Below are 15,904 nucleotides of genomic sequence, written 5' to 3' on the forward strand. Positions count from 1 at the left end.
TCACACCTCCTGCAGGCCGGGCTGGCCGTCGAGGATGACGAACGAACGCAGCGTCGAGACCGCCGCGCCGTGCTCGGTCACGCTCGGCACCGCGCGGAAGTCGGCCCGCACCTGGGTACGGGAGATGGTCGTGCGCGTGTACCCGCGGCGGTCGGAGTGGAAGCGCAGGTGCGGGTTGTTCGCCACGTTCGGGATGGTGGTGCTGCCGGTGCCGTCGCCGCCCGAGGTGATCGAGGTGCAAACCAGCTCGGTGCCGATCGTGGCCGAGCCGGGGTTGGCGTAGTCGGCCTTCAGGTCGTTGGCCCACGCCCGGTGCACGTCGCCGGTGAGTACGAGCGGGTTGCGCACCGCCCGCTGCACCCAGCCCTGCTGGATCCGCGAGCGGGAGGCCCGGTAGCCGTCCCAGGCGTCCATGTTGGACGCTCCGGAGGCGTCGTACTGGCGGGCGAAGAAGACCTGCTGCCCGAGTACGTCCCAGGTGCCGGAGTGCTGCGCGAGCCCGTCCAGCAGCCAGGTCTCCTGCGCCGAGCCGGTGAGCGTGCGGGAGGTCAGGTCGGCGTCGGCGCAGACCTTCCAGCCGTCGCCGCACGCCTGGTCCGAGCGGAACTGGCGGGTGTCGAGCATGTGGAACGTCGCCAACTGTCCCCACTGGACACGCCGGTACAGCGGGATGCTGTTGCCGCTCGGCGCGGCCGACGGGCGCAGCGGCATGTTTTCGTAGTAGGCGCGGTACGCGGCGGTGCGCCGGGCCGTCCACTGTGCCGCGGTCAGCGCCGGGCTGCTGTCGGCGCGCGTGTTGGTGGCGTAGTTGTTCTCCACCTCGTGGTCGTCCGGCACGACCAGCCACGGGGCGGCCGCGTGCGCGGCCTGCAGGTCGGGGTCGGACTTGTACTGCGCGTACCGCCGGCGGTAGTCGGCCAGCGACACGATCTCGGCACCGAGGTGCTCGCGGACCGAGCCGGCCGTGGTGGCATCCTCGTAGATGTAGTCGCCGAGGTGCAGCACCAGGCCGGGCGAGTCTTCGGCCAGCCGCCGGTAGGCCGTGTAGTAGCCGGACTCGTAGTGCGCGCAGGAGGCGAACGCCATCACCAGGTCGCGCCCGAACGTACCGGCCGCCGGCGCGGTGCGGGTGCGCCCGACCGGGGAGACGTGCCCCTGCGCCCGGAAGCGGTAGAAGTAGTCGGCGTCCGGCGCGAGCCCACCGGCCACGACGTGCACCGAGTGGGCGTCGGCGTAGCGCGCGGTCACCGAGCCCGAGGCGACCAGCGTGGTGAACCGGTCGGTGGTCGACACCTGCCAGTCGACGACCACGTCCGCGTTGGCCATCCCACCCTGCCCGTCGGCGTTGAGCGGGGAGGGGGCGAGGCGGGTCCAGAGCACGACGCTGTCCGGCGCCGGCTCACCGGACGCGATGCCCAGCTTGAACGGGTACGGCGCCGCGGCGGACGCCGGCCGCGTGGGGAGCGCCGCGGCGCCGGCGACCGCGAGTCCACCGAGGACGAACGTGCGGCGGGAGAGGTTCCTCATGGTCCATACCATGGTGGTTATTCATTAACGAAACAAGGCCCGTCGATGAAGATTTTTGCCGGGCGTGGTCAGCCGACGCCCTTCGCGTACCGGTGGCAGGGGACCGGGATCGGCCCGTCGTCGCCGACCACCATCACGAACCCGGCCACCTCGCCGCCCCGCACCGCCACGGTCGTGTCGCCCACCCGCCGCGCCGCCCGCACGCCGAACGACTCCTCCGTCCGGATCGCAACCAACGCCTCCGGCACGTGGCCGAGGTGCCCGTCCCGCCACCCCTCGTGCCAGATCCCCGCCACGGCCGCCGCGTCGCCGGCCTCGGCCGCCCGGATGCCCATCCGCCGATTCTAGAGAGCCTTCCCCACAGCCCATCACCCCGCATGCTCCCGCACCGCTGCGGCCGGCGGCTCGCTGGCGCTCGCCGACTTCCCCGGCCTCCGCTGCCGGGTCCGCGCCGGTTTCGGCGCGCCTTCGCCAGACTTGAGGTGTGCGTGCGCGAGGCTCTGGAGCTGCCCGCACAGACGGGGCACCGGGACGACCTGGCGGACCGGGCCGTTCGCGGCCGGGCCGTGCGGTGAGTCGCACGGCCCGGCCGTCCCCCGTTGTTACTTGAGTTCGACGGATGAGAGGTCGATGACGCCGACCCAGTCGGTCTTGATCGGCTTGAGGCGGCTGGAGATCCCGGACTGCTGGGAGACCGCGACGATCGGCATCGACGGCACCTCGGCGTCTACGATCTTGATGGCCTCGGCGAACTTGGCGTGCGCCTCATCCTCGTTCGGCGCCTTGGTGCCCTCGGCGTAGAGGCGGTTGACGTCGGCGTTGTCGTAGAGGCCGTCGTTGGAGGCGGCGTTCTTGACGTAGAGCGGGCCGATCCAGTTTTCGCCGTCCGGGTAGTCGCCCTGCCACGCCGCCCGGTACGGGCCGTCCATCTCGTGCGCGTTGATCCGCTGCCGGAACGTGTCGAACGTCGCGATGCCCTGGGCCACCGCGTCGATGCCGAGGGTGTTTCGCACGCTCTGCGCGACCGCCTCCATCCAGTCCTTGTGGCTGGCGTCGGCGTTGTAGAGGAAGACCAGCTTGCCGCTGAAGCCGCCCGCCTTCCGCAGCAGCGCCACCGCCTCGTCCTTGTTGTAGGCGCAGGCGGTGCACGTGTACGCCTCGGTGCCCGGGGTGCCCGGCGCCGCCCAGTTCGTGGCCGGTTTGCGGGTGTTGAAGAAGACCTTCGAGGCGATCTCCTCCCGGTCGATGGCGAGCGAGATGGCCCTGCGCAGGTCCGGGTTCTTGAACCGCGCGTCGTAGACCGGGAACGTGATCATCTGCTGCACCGGGATGTCGATCGCCAGGGCCCGGTCGCCGAGGTCGGCCTTCCACTTCTCACCGGCGAGGCTCACCACCGGTACCTGCTGCATGAAGTCGAGGTTGCCGGCGAGCAGGTCGGCGTACGCGGCGGTGTCCTCCTGGTACAGCTTGACCGTCACCTCCTTGACCTTGACCTTGTCAGCGAGCGCGTAGTCGTCGAAGCGGGCCAGCTTGATCTCCACGTTGTCGCGCCAGGAGACGAACTTGACCGGTCCGTTGCCGATCGGGTTGCGGCCGAACGTGTCCGGCCCCTGCTGGAAGAAGACGTCCGGCATGGGCGAGTACGCCGAGTAGCCCAGCTTGGTCTTGAAGATGGAGAACGGCGCCTGCAGCTTGATGGTGAACGTGTAGTCGTCCAGCACCTTGAGGCCGGACATCGTCTGTACCTTCGGCTCGGGCGCCTTCTGCGGTCCCTCGCCGTCCGGGTCCTCCGGGTTGACGTCGGTAAACCCCTCGATGTCGCTGAAGAAGCTCGACTGCTGCTGCCCGTTGGTGGCGAGGGCGGTGTAGTTCCAGGCGTCGACGAAGTTCTTCGCCTTCACCTCGGTGCCGTCGTGGAACCTCGTGCCCTTCTTGATTTTGACCGTGTAGTTCTGCGAGTCGGTGGTGTCGATCGACTCCGCTACGGCGTTCTCCGGCTCGCCGCCGCCCGGCGGGTAGGTGATCAGGCCGGTCCACAGGTGGTCGATGACGTTGCCGCCGCCGGTCTCGCTCGTGTTTCCGGGCACGAGGCCGACCTCGGGCTGGGTGCCGTTGACCGAGATGGACGCGTTCGCCGTGTCGCCGTCGTTGCCGCTATCCTCGCTACCGCCGCCGCAGCCCGCCGCGACGAGCGACACCGTCGCGACGGCGGCGAGCGCGATCGTGCGCTTCGACCGATGCATTGTGTGCACCTTGCCGACTCCCTTCCTGATTCAGCCCGCACTGATCCGCGCCGCGCAGGGGGTGTCAGGCGCGGCGGGCGGGCGTTATGGGGTCTGTGCGTGCAGGTGGCCCTGCCGTCTTTTCCATGAACGCCCGAGCCGGTCCGCCGGGTTGTCGCCGATTCGCGCGGGAAGGCAAGGATGTGGGAGTGGACACATCGGCCGCGATCAGCGCACACGGCCTCGCGCGGGTGCGGTAGCGGTCAGCCGTGACCGACCACGGCGTCCGGGGTCGGATCGATCCCCGCCGCGAACGCGACGAGTCCCGCCTCGCCCAGCCCGGTCTCCGACTGGACCACGAGGGTGCGCCCGTCGCCGAGGTCGACGGAGAGGACCGAGGAGCGGGGGCTGGTCGCGAGCCGGCCGGTACGCGCGCCGACCGCGACCGCGCGGCCGCTCGGCGACACCTCGGCGGTCTCCGACAGCAGCACGGTGAGCTTGCCGGCGAAGCCGTGGCTCGGCGCCGCGCCGGCCGGCCGGAACGCGACCGCCGCCCGGGTCACCACGTCGGGCACCAGCCCGGGCGGTACGGCGGCGAACGTGAACGGCCACAGCACCGGCACCGCCCCGGGGGTCAGGCCGGCGGCGAACCCGATCAGAGCCTCCCGGGTCAGCCCCCGGTCGGCCTCCACCCGCAGCCAGCGGCCGTCCGCCACCTGCCAGGTGAGCGCCGAGCCGGTCCGCCCCAGCTCCAGCGCCCCCTTCCGCTCGCGCACCGTCACCCCGTACGACTTCGGCGCCGCGTCCCAGCGTGGCGGTGCCGGCCGGTCGGCGAAGACCGCGACCGTCAGCCAGCGCTCCGGTCCGCCGTCGTAGCGCAGGCCGGGCACGCCGGCGGAGAGCTCCGCGATCGGCTCACCGTAGCCGGGCGGGGAAAACCCCGGCGCGAACGGGAACGGCGGCACCGGTGGCTCCACGGCCGGCGCCGCGGCGGTGTCCACAGTGGAGGTCTCGACCGGGGACCAGAGGCGCGCCGCCATGGGCACCGCCAGCAGTACCGCCGCGGCGGCCACCGCGACGCCGACCGCCTGGGTGCGGCGCCGCCCCTGCCGCGCGCGGCCCCGGGCCCGGCGTACCAGGTCCGCCGGTGCCCCGACCTCGGCGGCGCGGTCGGTGAGCGTCACGCGCACCAGGTGCTCGATGTCATCCACTGCGATCCTCCGCGGTCAGGTGCGTCGAGAGCCGCGCCCGCAGCGCGCCGAGCGCCCGAAACGCGTGTACGCGCACGGTCGCCGGGGCGCAGCCGACCAGGTCGGCGATCTCGGGGTCGGGCAGGTCGAGGTAGTAGCGCAGGACGAGGACCGCCCGCTGTACCCGGGGAAGCGTGCCGAGCAGCGCCCACATCTCGTCGCGCGCCGCCACCTGGTCGGCCATCAACCCGCGGTCGGGGTGCTCCGGCACCTCCGCCACGACCGCCTCGGTGCTGGCCCGGCGGCGGCGCCAGGACAGGTACTGGTGCAGGATCGCCCGCCGCACGTACGCCTCCGGCGGCTCGGCGCGCGCGATCCGGCCCCACCGGCGGTACACCTTGGCCAGCACCTCCTGGAGGATGTCCTCGGCCAGGTGCCGGTCGCCGCACATGAGGTAGCCGAACCGCAGCATCGCCGGGCCGCGCGCGGTCACGAATTCGTCGAACGAGATCATCGCCCTCCCCACCGGTACACGCGGTCGGGCGTCCGATCCGTTTCATTCCGCAGGTCAGGGCCATCATGCGCCCTCCGGGACGGGGTCGTCGTACGAGCCGGCCGGCCCCCGGTAGAGCCGCCCGTCGAGCAGCGGCCACCCGTACGCGACGCAGCCGTGCAGGCCGAGCGTCTGCTGCTGCATCACCGGCGCGGGCCGGCCCAGGCCGGGGCACTTCTCGTGGCCGTGGCCGAGCCGGTGCCCCACCTCGTGGTTGACCAGGTACTGACGGTAGGCGTCGAGGGGAGCACCGTACCGGGGCACGCCGTGCACCCAGCGCGCCACGTTGAGCACGACCCGCTCGCCGTTGCGGCACGAGGTGTACCCGTCGTCGCCGGGGCAGAGGTCGTCGCGGGTGCCGGGGGTGGTCAGGTAGACGGTGAAGTCGTAGGGCGAGCCGTTGCCGACCCGCTGCAGCCGCCACCGCCCGTCGCCGGTCCAGCTTCGCGGGTCGGAGAGCGTCCGGGTCACCTCGACGGCGAACGCGTCCGGCGCGATGCCGTCGATGCCCCGCTCCACCGCCACGCGGTACCGCATGAGCTGCCCGGACCGCCCGGCCAGCGGGCCGCCGCCGGCGGCGAAGCGCCACGTCCCCGCGCCGCGCGCCGGATAGGTGATCTCCGGGGGCGGCGGCGCGGGCGGGCTCGCGGTGGAGGAGTAGGGCGGCGCGGGCGCCGGCGGCGTGGCCGGCGCAGCGGCCGGGACCGGCCGCTGCGGCATCCCGGCGCGGACGGCGACCACCCCCGCCAGTACCGCCCCGCACGCCGCCACGACCACCGCGATCCGTCCACCCCGCATGCCTTGATCACGACGTGGGTACCGGGGCGCGTTTCACCGTGGGCCTATTCGAGGAACGCCAGCACCGCTTCGAGGAACGGTTCCGGCGCGGTCGTGTGCACCCGGTGGCCGGCCGGGACCGTGACCAGCCGCCCGCCGGGGAGCCGCGCGGCGAACTCGTACAGCGTGCGCTGCGGCAGGTGGCTGGCCGGGCCGCCGGAGATCACCAGCGTGGGCACGGCGACCTCGTCGGCCCGGGTCCACCACGCCGGGTCGGGCGTGTTGAGCTGCGCGACGATCGCCGGCCGCACGTCGAAGTCGTACGGCACCGGCTCCGCGGGGCGTGCCGGCATGGGCAGCGCCAGCGGTACCGGCGGCGGGGCCTCCTCCAGCACGAGCCGCCTCACCCGCTCGGGGCTGTCGAGGGTGACCAGGTAGGCCACCGCGCCGCCCATCGAGTGCCCGACGAGCGAGACCGGCGCCGTCCCGATCTCGTCCATCAGTTCGAGCACGTCGTCGCGCATCAGCTCCAGCGAGTACTCGCCGGGCCACTCGCTCTTGCCGTGTCCGCGCAGGTCGGGGGCGTAGACCCGCCACTGCTCGGACAGGGCCGGCGCCACCACGTCCGCCCAGGTGGCCGAGTCGGTGCCGCCGCCGTGGAGCAGGATGACCGGCGCGTTCTCCGCCGAACCCCAGCTTCGGTAATGCAGTCGCACCGTCGCCACGGGCCCCAACATAGCCCAGGACCCGCCGGCGGAGCCGCCGCGCGGTCAGCGCAGCAGCGAGCGGGCGGTCGGGGTCAGGCGGAGTGTCTCCAGCGGCTTGGCCAGCCATTCGTCCAGCGCGGGTACCGGCGGGACGGGGTCGCCGGGTGCAGAGCGGCAGAACCAGACGTAGACGTGCTCGCCGGTACGCACGGGTAGGGCGGGGAAGGTGTTCTCCGCGTACTCGGTCTCGAAGCGGGCGATGACCGGCATCGCCGGCGCGACCTCGGCGGCGAAGAAGTCGCGAAAGGCCGGGGTCACCGGGGCCGGGAGGTACGCGATCGACGCGGTGAGCACCGAGTCCGTCCCCTGTGGACGCCGCTCGGCCGGCAGGTCCCAGACCGGGCCGGCCGGGCGCAGCAGCAGCACGTCGTCGGAGTCGACCATCGTGGCGTTGGCGGCGTCGCGGTTGGCCTGCCACACCGGGCCGCCGTAGAAGGCCCGCAGCGACTCGGCCCGGCGCGCCATGTCCGGAAAGCTGCGCACCCACACGAAGTGGTCCGGCCGGCCCTCGTCGCGGAACTGGCCGTCGATCCGCATGCCGGTGGCCTCCTGGCTCTCCACGAACTCGCGGTCGAACAGCTCGATGAGCGCCTCCCGCTTGCCCGGCCAGAGCGTGTACTGGCGCAACTCGTAGATCATCACCCGCCCAGCCTGCCTTGGCGGAGGGCCTTTGACCAGTGACGGCGAGCGGGGTGCGAAACGTGGCGAAGCGTGGACATATCTGGCTTCACGAATTAATGTGACGGCTACGATGCGTAGGAACCTCCTCGGGGCGGCCACCGCGCTCCTCGCGGTGCTCGCCTGCACGGGCCCGACCTCGCCGGTGTCGGCCAACCCGGCCGACGCGCCGTACGACGTGCTGGTCTTCGCCAAGACGGCCGGCTTCCGCCACGACTCGATCCCGCACGGGATCCAGGCGATCCGGGACCTCGGCGCGGCCAACAACTTCACCGTCACCGCGACCGAGGACGCCGCCGCGTTCACCGCCGGCGACCTCGGCCGGTACGAGGCGGTGATCTTCCTCTCCACCACCGGCGACGTGCTCGACGCGGCCCAGCAGGCGGCCTTCGAGCGGTACATCGCCGCCGGCCGGGGGTTCGTCGGCGTGCACGCGGCCGCCGACACCGAGTACGACTGGCCGTTCTACGGTGACCTGGTGGGTGGCTACTTCGCCGCCCACCCGGCGGTCCAGCAGGCGGACATCCGGGTGGAAGACCGGGGTCACGCCGCGACCGGGGACCTGCCACGGACCTGGACCCGCACCGACGAGTGGTACGACTACCGGACCAACCCGCGCCCATCCGCGCGCGTGCTCGCCAACCTCGACGAGTCCTCGTACTCCGGCGGCGGCATGGGCACCGACCACCCGATCGCCTGGTGCAAGTCGTTCGGCGGCGGGCGGTCGTTCTACACCGGGCTGGGCCACACCCAGGCCACGTACGCGGAGGCGGGCTTCCGGGCGCACCTGCTCGGCGGCATCCGGTACGCGGCCGGCCGCTCCCAGGCCGACTGCCGGCCGGAGACCGGCTACACCACCCTCTACAACGGGTCCACCGCGGGGTGGTCGCAGGCCGGGCCGGGCAGCTTCACCGACTCCGACGCCACGCTGACCTCCGTCGGGGGCATGGGCCTGTTCTGGTACGGCCAGCGGCAGTACACGTCGTACTCGCTGAAGCTGGACTGGCGGATGGCGGGCGACGACAACTCGGGCGTCTTCGTCGGCTTCCCGGCGTCGAGCGACCCGTGGTCGGCGGTCGACAACGGGTACGAGATCCAGATCGACCCGACCGACGCGGACGACCGCACCACCGGCGCGATCTACGGCTTCAAGTCGGCCGACCTCGCGGCCCGGGACGCGGCGCTCAACCGGGCGGGGGAGTGGAACACGTACGAGATCCTCGTCGAGGGGCAGCGCCTGCGGGTGTACCTCAACGGCGTGCTCGTCAACGACTTCACCAACACCGACCCGGCCCGTGACCTGGGCGGTCACATCGGCATCCAAAACCACGGCACCGGCGACGACGTCTCGTTCCGCAACCGCCGTCCCCAGGAGGTGTGAGCCAAGCACCCCCCCGGTCGTTCTAGCGACTTGGGGGGAGCTTCGATCACCGGCGGGGGCCACTTGCCCGGGCGTTTTAGGGTGTGGACCTATGCGGGGTGGCTTTCGAGTATTTGGCGCCGCCTTTCTGGCCGTCCTGGCGGCTGGCGGCTGCTCGTCCGGCCTGCCCGACCGGGCTCCCGGTGCCGTGCGGGCCGAGGCGCCGGTGCCGCAGGGCGTGCGCGACCCGGCCGGGGCGCCGAGCGCGGTGCCGCCCGAGCCGGCCTGCGACCCCCGCGCCAGCCTCCGCCCGGCCGGCGCGCTGCCCCAGCCGGGCCGGATGCCACCGGGCTCCACGATGGACCGGATCCGGCAGCGCGGGCGGCTGATCGCCGGCGTCGACCAAAACAACTACCTGTTCGGCTTCCGCGACCCGGTCAGCGGCCGCCTGGAGGGTTTCGACATCGACCTGGTGCGCGAGGTGGCCAAGGCGATCTTCGGGGACCCGGAGCGCGTGCAGTACGTGGTGGTCACCCAGGCCCAGCGGCTCACCGCGGTCAACGGGCAGGTCGACCTGGTGGCCAATTCGATGACGATCACCTGCGCGCGGCGCGAGCTCGTCGAGTTCTCCACCAACTACCTCGACTCCGGGCAGCGCGTGCTCGTGCCGGAGACCTCGCCGGTCACGGGCATCCACGACCTGGGCGGCAAGCGGGTCTGCGCGGCGGCCAACACCACGTCGATCCAGGCGATCATCGACGCGCCGGCCAAGCCGGTCGCGGTCTCCGCCGTCGACTGGACCGACTGCCTCGTGCTGCTCCAGCAGGGCCAGGTCGAGGCCATCTCCACCACCGACAACGTGCTGGCCGGCCTGGCCGCGCAGGACCCCACCACCAAGATTGTCGGGCCGCGGTTCAGCGACGAGCCGCACGGGCTGGCGTTCGCCCGCGGCGCCCAGGACCTGGTCCGCTTCGTCAACGCGGTCTTCGACCGCCTCCGGGCCAACGGTGGCTGGATGGCGACCTACAACCGCTGGCTGGGCGCCACGCTCGGACCGGTGGCCGCCCCACCCCCGGCCCGCTACCGCGCCTGAGCGCGAAAAAACGCGGGGCGAATGCTCTGGCGCGGCGGCGCCGGCTCTCTCACCATGGGCGGATCTACAACCCATGCTGGGGAGGAGTTCCAAAATGTACCGTCGTCGTGTCCTGGCCACCGTCCTCTGTGTACCGCTGCTCGCGTCCGCGTTCCTCGGTGCCGTGCTGAGCGGCGCGGCCACCGCCGGCCGGCTGGCCACGTTCACCGGCTTCGACAAGAGCCTGCTCGCCAACCCGATCGTCGTGGTGGACCGCGAGGCGTTCCGCCTGGGTGAGTTCGACCCGCGCCTGCTGGCCAACCCGGTGATCGTCATGGACCGGGAGGCGTTCCGCCTGGGCGAGTTCGACGTCCGCCTGCTCGCCAACCCCGTGATCGTCGTGGACCGCGAGTAGCACCGGCCGGCCGGCAGCCGGCGGAGTGGTCTTTACCGATGGCTGCCGGCCACCTCGGCTTCTGGCTCCTCGGCGACTCGACCTGGCCCGGGCTGGGCACCGTCGCATGTGTACTCCGGAGCCGGATCGTGGCGGAGAAGCTCCGATGACCGGGCCGTCGACGAAGGAGCTCGGCACCGACCTGCTCGCGACGATCGCCGGTCAGCGCCCGGTCGCGCTCGCTCGCCCGTACCCGGGGATGGTCGCCTTCGCCACCGCGGCCTGGCTGGGCCGGTGGTGGCTGACCCCCGCGATCGTGTTCGGGATCTTAGTGGCGGTCGTGACGGTGACCCACGACCTCGTCCACCGCGCGATCGGGCTCGGCGCCCGGCTGGTCGCGGCGGCTGGACCCGTTCCTCACCCGCTCCGGCGTGGTGCCGCGCCGCCAGCGGCCGGACGCGGTCTTCGCCGCGGCGGCGGCCCGCACCGCGACGATGGTGGACGCCCTGCGCGACTCGGGGTCGTAGGCGCGGGAGCGCTACCAAATCCACGGCCTGTCCGGCGCCGATCACGGACCGCGACAGTGGCCCCACGGTCGATGCCGACACTGCCTGTCCGGTCAGGTCCGCCTCCCACTATCGGGCGAATCGTCCTTTGTGATCAAGGCGTACCTTGTGTCGCACGTGAGGGAGGCGTAGCGGAATGTGGCAGGGACGGGTCGGGGTCCTGGCGCTGGTCGTCGTCGCCATCCTCGCGGGCATACCCATGTGCGGAGCCGGCGGTGGCGGCGGCGACAACCAGCTCGAGGTCTACTCCTGGTGGACCGGGCCCGGTGAGGAAGAGGGCCTGGCCGCGATGGCGCAGGAGTTCGAGGCGAAGAACGCCGGCGTCGCGTTCGTCAACGCGGCCGTCTCCGGTGGCGCCGGCTCCAACGCCAAGGCGATCCTCGCCAGCCGCCTGCTCGCCAACGACCCGCCGGACTCGTACCAGCGGCACGCCGGGCTGGAGCTCGAGGACGACGTCCGCTCCGGCAAGGTGCAGGACCTGACCGCGCTGTACGACCGCGAGGGGTGGCGCGAGGTGCTGCCCCAGGGCCTGCTGGAAAACCTCACGATCGACGGCCGGCTCTACGCCGTACCGGTGAACATCCACCGGGCCAACCTGCTGTGGTACACCCCGGCGGCGCTGGACGAACTGGGGCTGGGCGGGCCGCCGAAGACCTGGCCCGAGTTCCTCGCCCAGGCCGAGAAGATCAAGGAAGCCGGCCGCACGCCGCTCGCCATCGGTCCACAGTGGACGCAGAAGCACCTGTTCGAGACCGTGCTCCTCGGCGAGCTGGGCGCCGACAAGTACGAGCAGCTCTTCGCCGGCTCGCTGCGCTGGACCGCGCCGGAGGTGCAGGCGGCCCTCTCCACGTACCAGCAGGTGCTCTCCTACTCCGACCTGCGTTCCGCCTCCGGCGACTGGCAGCCGCAGCTCGACCGCGTCGTGCAGGGCACCGCCGTCTACGCGGTGATGGGCGACTGGGTCTCCGGCTACCTGGAGGGGACCAAGAAGCAGCGCTGGCAGCAGGGGTACGCGGCGGTCGCCTCGCCCGGCAGCGACGGCGTCTACTCGTTCCTCTCCGACGCGTTCACGCTCCCTACCGGCGCCCGCAACCCCGAGCTGGCCGAGAAGTGGCTGGTCGAGTGCGGCTCCACCGAGGGGCAAAACCTCTTCAACCCCAAGAAGGGCTCGATCCCGGCCCGGGTCGACGCGGACGCCAAGCTCTACCCCGGCTACCTGGGGTGGGCGCTGGCGCAGTGGCGCGACCCGAAGACCCGGATCGTCGGCTCGCTCGCCCACGGCGTGGTGGCCAACAACGCGTTCAACGCCGAGATCGACTCCGCGCTCGGCCTCTTCAACCAGAACGGCGACCTGGGCAAGCTCGCCGCCACGCTGGACCGCACCTTCGAGGCCACCCGGTGAGCGGCCCGTTTCGCATCCCGGGCGCCGGCCAGCCCGGCGGCGAAGGGCCGCACGGCCTGGAGCTGATCGGGACCACGCCGGCGCACCGGCCCCGGCACGCGCAGGCCGGCGTGGAGGGCGACTGGCTGCACCGGCCGCCGGAGCCGGTGCGCCGCTCCCCGCGGGTGCGCCGGGTGCCGGGGTGGCTGGCCGGGCTCGGCCTCATGTCGCCGTCACTGGTCCTCATCGGCGTCTTCGTCTACGGCTTCATCGGCTGGAACGTGCGCGTCTCGTTCACCAGCTGGCAGGGGCTCACCCCGGTCTACGACTTCGTGGGGTTGGACAACTACCGGGCACTGTGGAACGACGCCCGCTGGCGCACCGACGCCCGCAACATCCTCATCTTCACCACCGTCTTCGTGCTCGGGGCGCTCGCGCTCGGCTTCGTCATGGCGCTGCTGCTGGAGAAGGGCGCGAAGGGGGAGGCGTTCTACCGGGGCGTCTTCCTCTTCCCGATGGCGATCTCCTTCATCGCCACCGCGATCGTGTGGCGGTGGCTGCTGGACAACGGCAGCGGCGGCGACACCGCCGGCCTCAACCAGCTCTTCGCCGACCTCGGCCTCGGGTTCCTGCGCAGCGACTGGCACAAGTCCGACTCCAGCTGGGCGATCGCGGCCGTCGCCCTCCCCGCCGGCTGGGCGCTCTCCGGGTACGTGATGGCGCTCTTCCTCGCCGGCATGCGGGCTATCCCCGACACGTTCCGCGAGTCGGCCCGGATCGACGGCGCGAGCGAGTGGCAGGTCCTCTGGTACGTGATGCGGCCGGCGCTGCGGCCGGTCACGTTCAGCGCGGTGCTCATCCTGATCCACATCTCGCTGAAGACGTTCGACCTCATCTACGCGCTCGACCAGGGCAACCTGAAGATCGACACCCCCTCGCTGTACATGTGGTTCACCACGTTCGACGGGGGCTTCTACGACCGGGGCGCCACGATCGCGACCGTGCTGCTGATCGGCGTCGCGCTCATCATCGGCCCGTACATCCGGCACTGGCTGCGATCGGAGCGGCGATGACGGTACGTGGCACCGCCGGCATCCCGACCCCGGCGCGTACGGCGATCCCGCGGCCGGTGCACCAGACCGCGCCCACCGCACCCGGCGCCGCGGGCCGGTCCCGCCGCACCGCCGGGTGGCTCACCGTCCTGCGGTACGCGGGGCTGTGGCTGCTGGTCGCGTTCTTCCTCATGCCGGTGTACGTGCTGCTGGCCACCGCCTTCAAGGACCCGGGCGACGTCACGGTCACCGGCATCTTCTCGCTGCCGAGCAGCTTCTCGCTGGACAACTTCACCGACGTGTGGCCGAAGCTCTCGCACAGCTTCCGCAACAGCCTGAGCCTCTCCATCCCGGCCAGCCTGATCTCCTCGCTGCTCGGCTGCGCCAACGGCTTCGTGCTCGCCAAGGTCCGCTTCCGGTACGCCAACGTGGTCTTCCCGCTGATCCTGTTCGGCATCTTCGTGCCGTACCAGGCGATCGTCATCCCGCTCGCCCAGACCATGACCGACCTGGGTCTGCGCGGCGGCGCGGACCAGACCGGCGGCCTGGCCGGCCTCACCCTGATCCACATCATCTACGGCCTGCCGATCACCACGCTGATCTTCCGCAACTACTTCGTCGGCCTGCCCGACTCGCTCATGGAGTCCGCCCGGCTGGACGGCGCCGGCGTGCTCCAGACCTTCCTCGACGTCGCGGTGCCGCTCGCCCGCCCGGCGTTCGCCGTGTCGATCATCTGGCAGTTCACCGCCTCCTGGAACGACTTCATGTTCGGCGCGATGATGACCAGCCGCGAGTCCTGGCCGATCACGGTCGCGCTCAACAACGTCGCCGGCGGCCAGTCGGTCCCGTTCGGCCAGGCGATGGCCGGCGCACTGCTCGCCAGCCTCCCCACGCTCGCCATCTACCTGCTGCTCGGGCGCTTCTTCCTCCGCGGCGTCCTGGCCGGCACCCTGCGCGACGCCTAGCGAATGTGGGCTACCGCGACGTCAGCGGTGGTCCGCCCTCCCCACGTGATCGAAGCTCCCTTCACGTCGTTCTAGCGACATGGAGGGAGCTTCGATCACGTGGGGGCGGGTGTCCCGTAGGGGTTGGGGTGGGGACTAACACGGATGTTCGGGGATAGACCAGCTTCGTAGGGTGCACATAGGACATGTGGCCGTACGAAGGGGGAAAGCATGCGGATCCAGCACCTCGGCCGCGCGCTGCTCGGGGCTGGCCTCGCCGCCGTCCTGGCCGTCGCGCCGGTCACCAGCGCCGCCGCGGGGGCGGCGCCGGCGGGCGGCGATCGGCGGGTGTTGCAGCGGGCCGCCGACGACCTGCGTGACCTCGGGGTGACCGGGGTGCAGGGGATCGCCGCCGACGGGCGGCGCACCAGCACGGCGCGCTCCGGTGTGGCCGACATCCGCACCGGCGCGCCCGTGCCGCACGACGGGTACTTCCGGATGGGGAGCAACACCAAGACGTTCGCCGCGGTGGTCGTGCTGCAGCTCGTGGCGGAGGGGCGGCTGTCGCTGGAGGACAGTGTGGAGCGCTGGCTGCCCGGCGTGGTGGCCGGCAACGGCAACGACGGGCGGCGGGTCACCGTGCGGCAGCTGCTGCAGCACACCAGCGGCATCTACAACTACACGAACGACCTGACCGCGCTCGCCTCGCCCGAGGAGTACCTGGAGCACCGCTTCGAGCACATGGACCCGGAGGAGCTCGTCGCGGTCGCGATGAAGCACGAGCCGGTCTTCGCGCCCGGTACGAGCTGGGACTACTCCAACACCAACTACATCCTGGTCGGGATGATCATCGAGAAGATCACCGGCAGGTCCTGGGGAAGCGTGGTGCGGGAGCGGGTCACCGGGCCGCTCGGGCTGACCCGGACGTACTCGCCGGGTGACGTGCCGACGCTGCCCCGGCCGCACGCCAAGGCGTACCAGCAGTTCGAGCCGGGCGGCCCGCTGCTGGACACCACGCTGCTCAACCTGAGCTGGGGGTGGACCGCCGGCGACCTGGTCACCACCCCGAGCGACCTGGTGCGCTTCTGGCAGGCGCTCCAGAGTGGACGGCTGCTGCGCCCGGCGCAGCTGGCCGAGATGCACCGCACGGTGCTGGCGGTGACGTTCCAGGACGTGTTCCCGGGCGTCCGGTACGGCCTGGGGATCATGTGGACGCCCACGTCGTGCGGCGGCTACTGGAGCCACGGCGGCGACGTTCCCGGTATCAGCACCGTTAACGGCGTGACCGGCGACGGGAGCCACGCCGTGGTCCTGGCCATCACCACCCGCCTGGCCGGCGACGAGGAGGCGCTCGCCGTGTACCGGCGGGCGGACGAGGCGGTGGCCCGCATTCTCTGCTGACGGGGGAACCAGGGGGACAG

General features: G+C 71.9%; 14 protein-coding genes and 1 pseudogene. 7 read left to right on the forward strand and 8 right to left on the reverse strand.

All coding sequences use genetic code 11. The annotated features are described in order from the left end of the window. The 8 genes from RB614_RS08020 to RB614_RS08055 form a co-directional block, all read right to left on the reverse strand. Positions 1–1,527: an alkaline phosphatase D family protein gene (locus RB614_RS08020; protein WP_308711744.1), complete on the reverse strand. Its 1,527-nt coding sequence runs from the start codon at positions 1,525–1,527 to the stop codon at positions 1–3. Between the two features lie 68 nt (positions 1,528–1,595). Then, on the reverse strand, positions 1,596–1,862 hold the full coding sequence (locus RB614_RS08025) for a hypothetical protein (protein WP_308711745.1): 267 nt from the start codon (positions 1,860–1,862) through the stop codon (positions 1,596–1,598). A 267-nt stretch (positions 1,863–2,129) separates the two neighbouring features. Beyond that, a complete protein-coding gene (locus RB614_RS08030) occupies positions 2,130–3,770 on the reverse strand; it encodes a peptide ABC transporter substrate-binding protein (protein WP_308711746.1) in 1,641 nt (546 codons plus the stop codon). A gap of 242 nt (positions 3,771–4,012) precedes the next feature. Next, on the reverse strand, positions 4,013–4,960 hold the full coding sequence (locus tag RB614_RS08035; RefSeq protein ID WP_308711747.1) for a hypothetical protein: 948 nt from the start codon (positions 4,958–4,960) through the stop codon (positions 4,013–4,015). Further along, positions 4,953–5,453 (reverse strand): SigE family RNA polymerase sigma factor, encoded by a 501-nt coding sequence (locus RB614_RS08040; RefSeq protein ID WP_308711748.1) that lies wholly within the window; start codon positions 5,451–5,453, stop codon positions 4,953–4,955. Before RB614_RS08040 ends, RB614_RS08035 begins: the two co-directional genes overlap by 8 nt. Before the next feature lie 63 nt (positions 5,454–5,516). Then, complete coding sequence (locus RB614_RS08045; protein ID WP_428982953.1) at positions 5,517–6,290, reverse strand: DUF3152 domain-containing protein; 774 nt, start codon at positions 6,288–6,290, stop codon at positions 5,517–5,519. A gap of 44 nt (positions 6,291–6,334) precedes the next feature. Continuing rightward, positions 6,335–6,994, reverse strand: a complete 660-nt coding sequence (locus RB614_RS08050) for an alpha/beta fold hydrolase (RefSeq protein WP_308711749.1) — start codon at positions 6,992–6,994, stop codon at positions 6,335–6,337. Between the two features lie 45 nt (positions 6,995–7,039). Continuing rightward, positions 7,040–7,675 carry an NIPSNAP family protein gene (locus RB614_RS08055; protein WP_308711877.1) on the reverse strand — a complete coding sequence of 212 codons (636 nt, stop codon included), beginning with the start codon at positions 7,673–7,675 and terminating at the stop codon, positions 7,040–7,042. A 112-nt stretch (positions 7,676–7,787) separates the two neighbouring features. Here RB614_RS08055 and RB614_RS08060 point away from each other — a divergent pair. The 7 genes and pseudogenes from RB614_RS08060 to RB614_RS08090 all read left to right on the forward strand — a co-directional run. Continuing rightward, positions 7,788–9,092 (forward strand): annotated as a pseudogene (locus RB614_RS08060) (ThuA domain-containing protein); the annotation flags it as partial. A gap of 94 nt (positions 9,093–9,186) precedes the next feature. Further along, a complete protein-coding gene (locus RB614_RS08065; RefSeq protein WP_308711750.1) occupies positions 9,187–10,167 on the forward strand; it encodes a glutamate ABC transporter substrate-binding protein in 981 nt (326 codons plus the stop codon). Positions 10,168–10,261: 94 nt separating this feature from the next. Further along, complete coding sequence (locus RB614_RS08070) at positions 10,262–10,561, forward strand: hypothetical protein (RefSeq protein WP_308711751.1); 300 nt, start codon at positions 10,262–10,264, stop codon at positions 10,559–10,561. 681 nt (positions 10,562–11,242) lie between these two features. Next, the gene (locus RB614_RS08075) at positions 11,243–12,508 is read left to right on the forward strand and encodes an ABC transporter substrate-binding protein (protein ID WP_308711752.1); all 1,266 of its coding nucleotides are present in this window, start codon (positions 11,243–11,245) and stop codon (positions 12,506–12,508) included. Then, positions 12,505–13,560, forward strand: coding sequence for a carbohydrate ABC transporter permease (locus RB614_RS08080; RefSeq protein WP_308711753.1), 1,056 nt, complete (start codon positions 12,505–12,507; stop codon positions 13,558–13,560). The genes RB614_RS08075 and RB614_RS08080 overlap by 4 nt, the downstream gene beginning before the upstream one ends. Then, positions 13,557–14,504, forward strand: a complete 948-nt coding sequence (locus RB614_RS08085) for a carbohydrate ABC transporter permease (protein ID WP_308711754.1) — start codon at positions 13,557–13,559, stop codon at positions 14,502–14,504. Before RB614_RS08080 ends, RB614_RS08085 begins: the two co-directional genes overlap by 4 nt. Before the next feature lie 210 nt (positions 14,505–14,714). Continuing rightward, positions 14,715–15,884, forward strand: a complete 1,170-nt coding sequence (locus RB614_RS08090; protein WP_308711755.1) for a serine hydrolase domain-containing protein — start codon at positions 14,715–14,717, stop codon at positions 15,882–15,884. The last annotated feature ends 20 nt before the right edge of the window (positions 15,885–15,904 follow it).

Source organism: Phytohabitans maris (assembly GCF_031085175.1).
Classification (GTDB): Bacteria; Actinomycetota; Actinomycetes; order Mycobacteriales; family Micromonosporaceae; genus Phytohabitans; species Phytohabitans maris.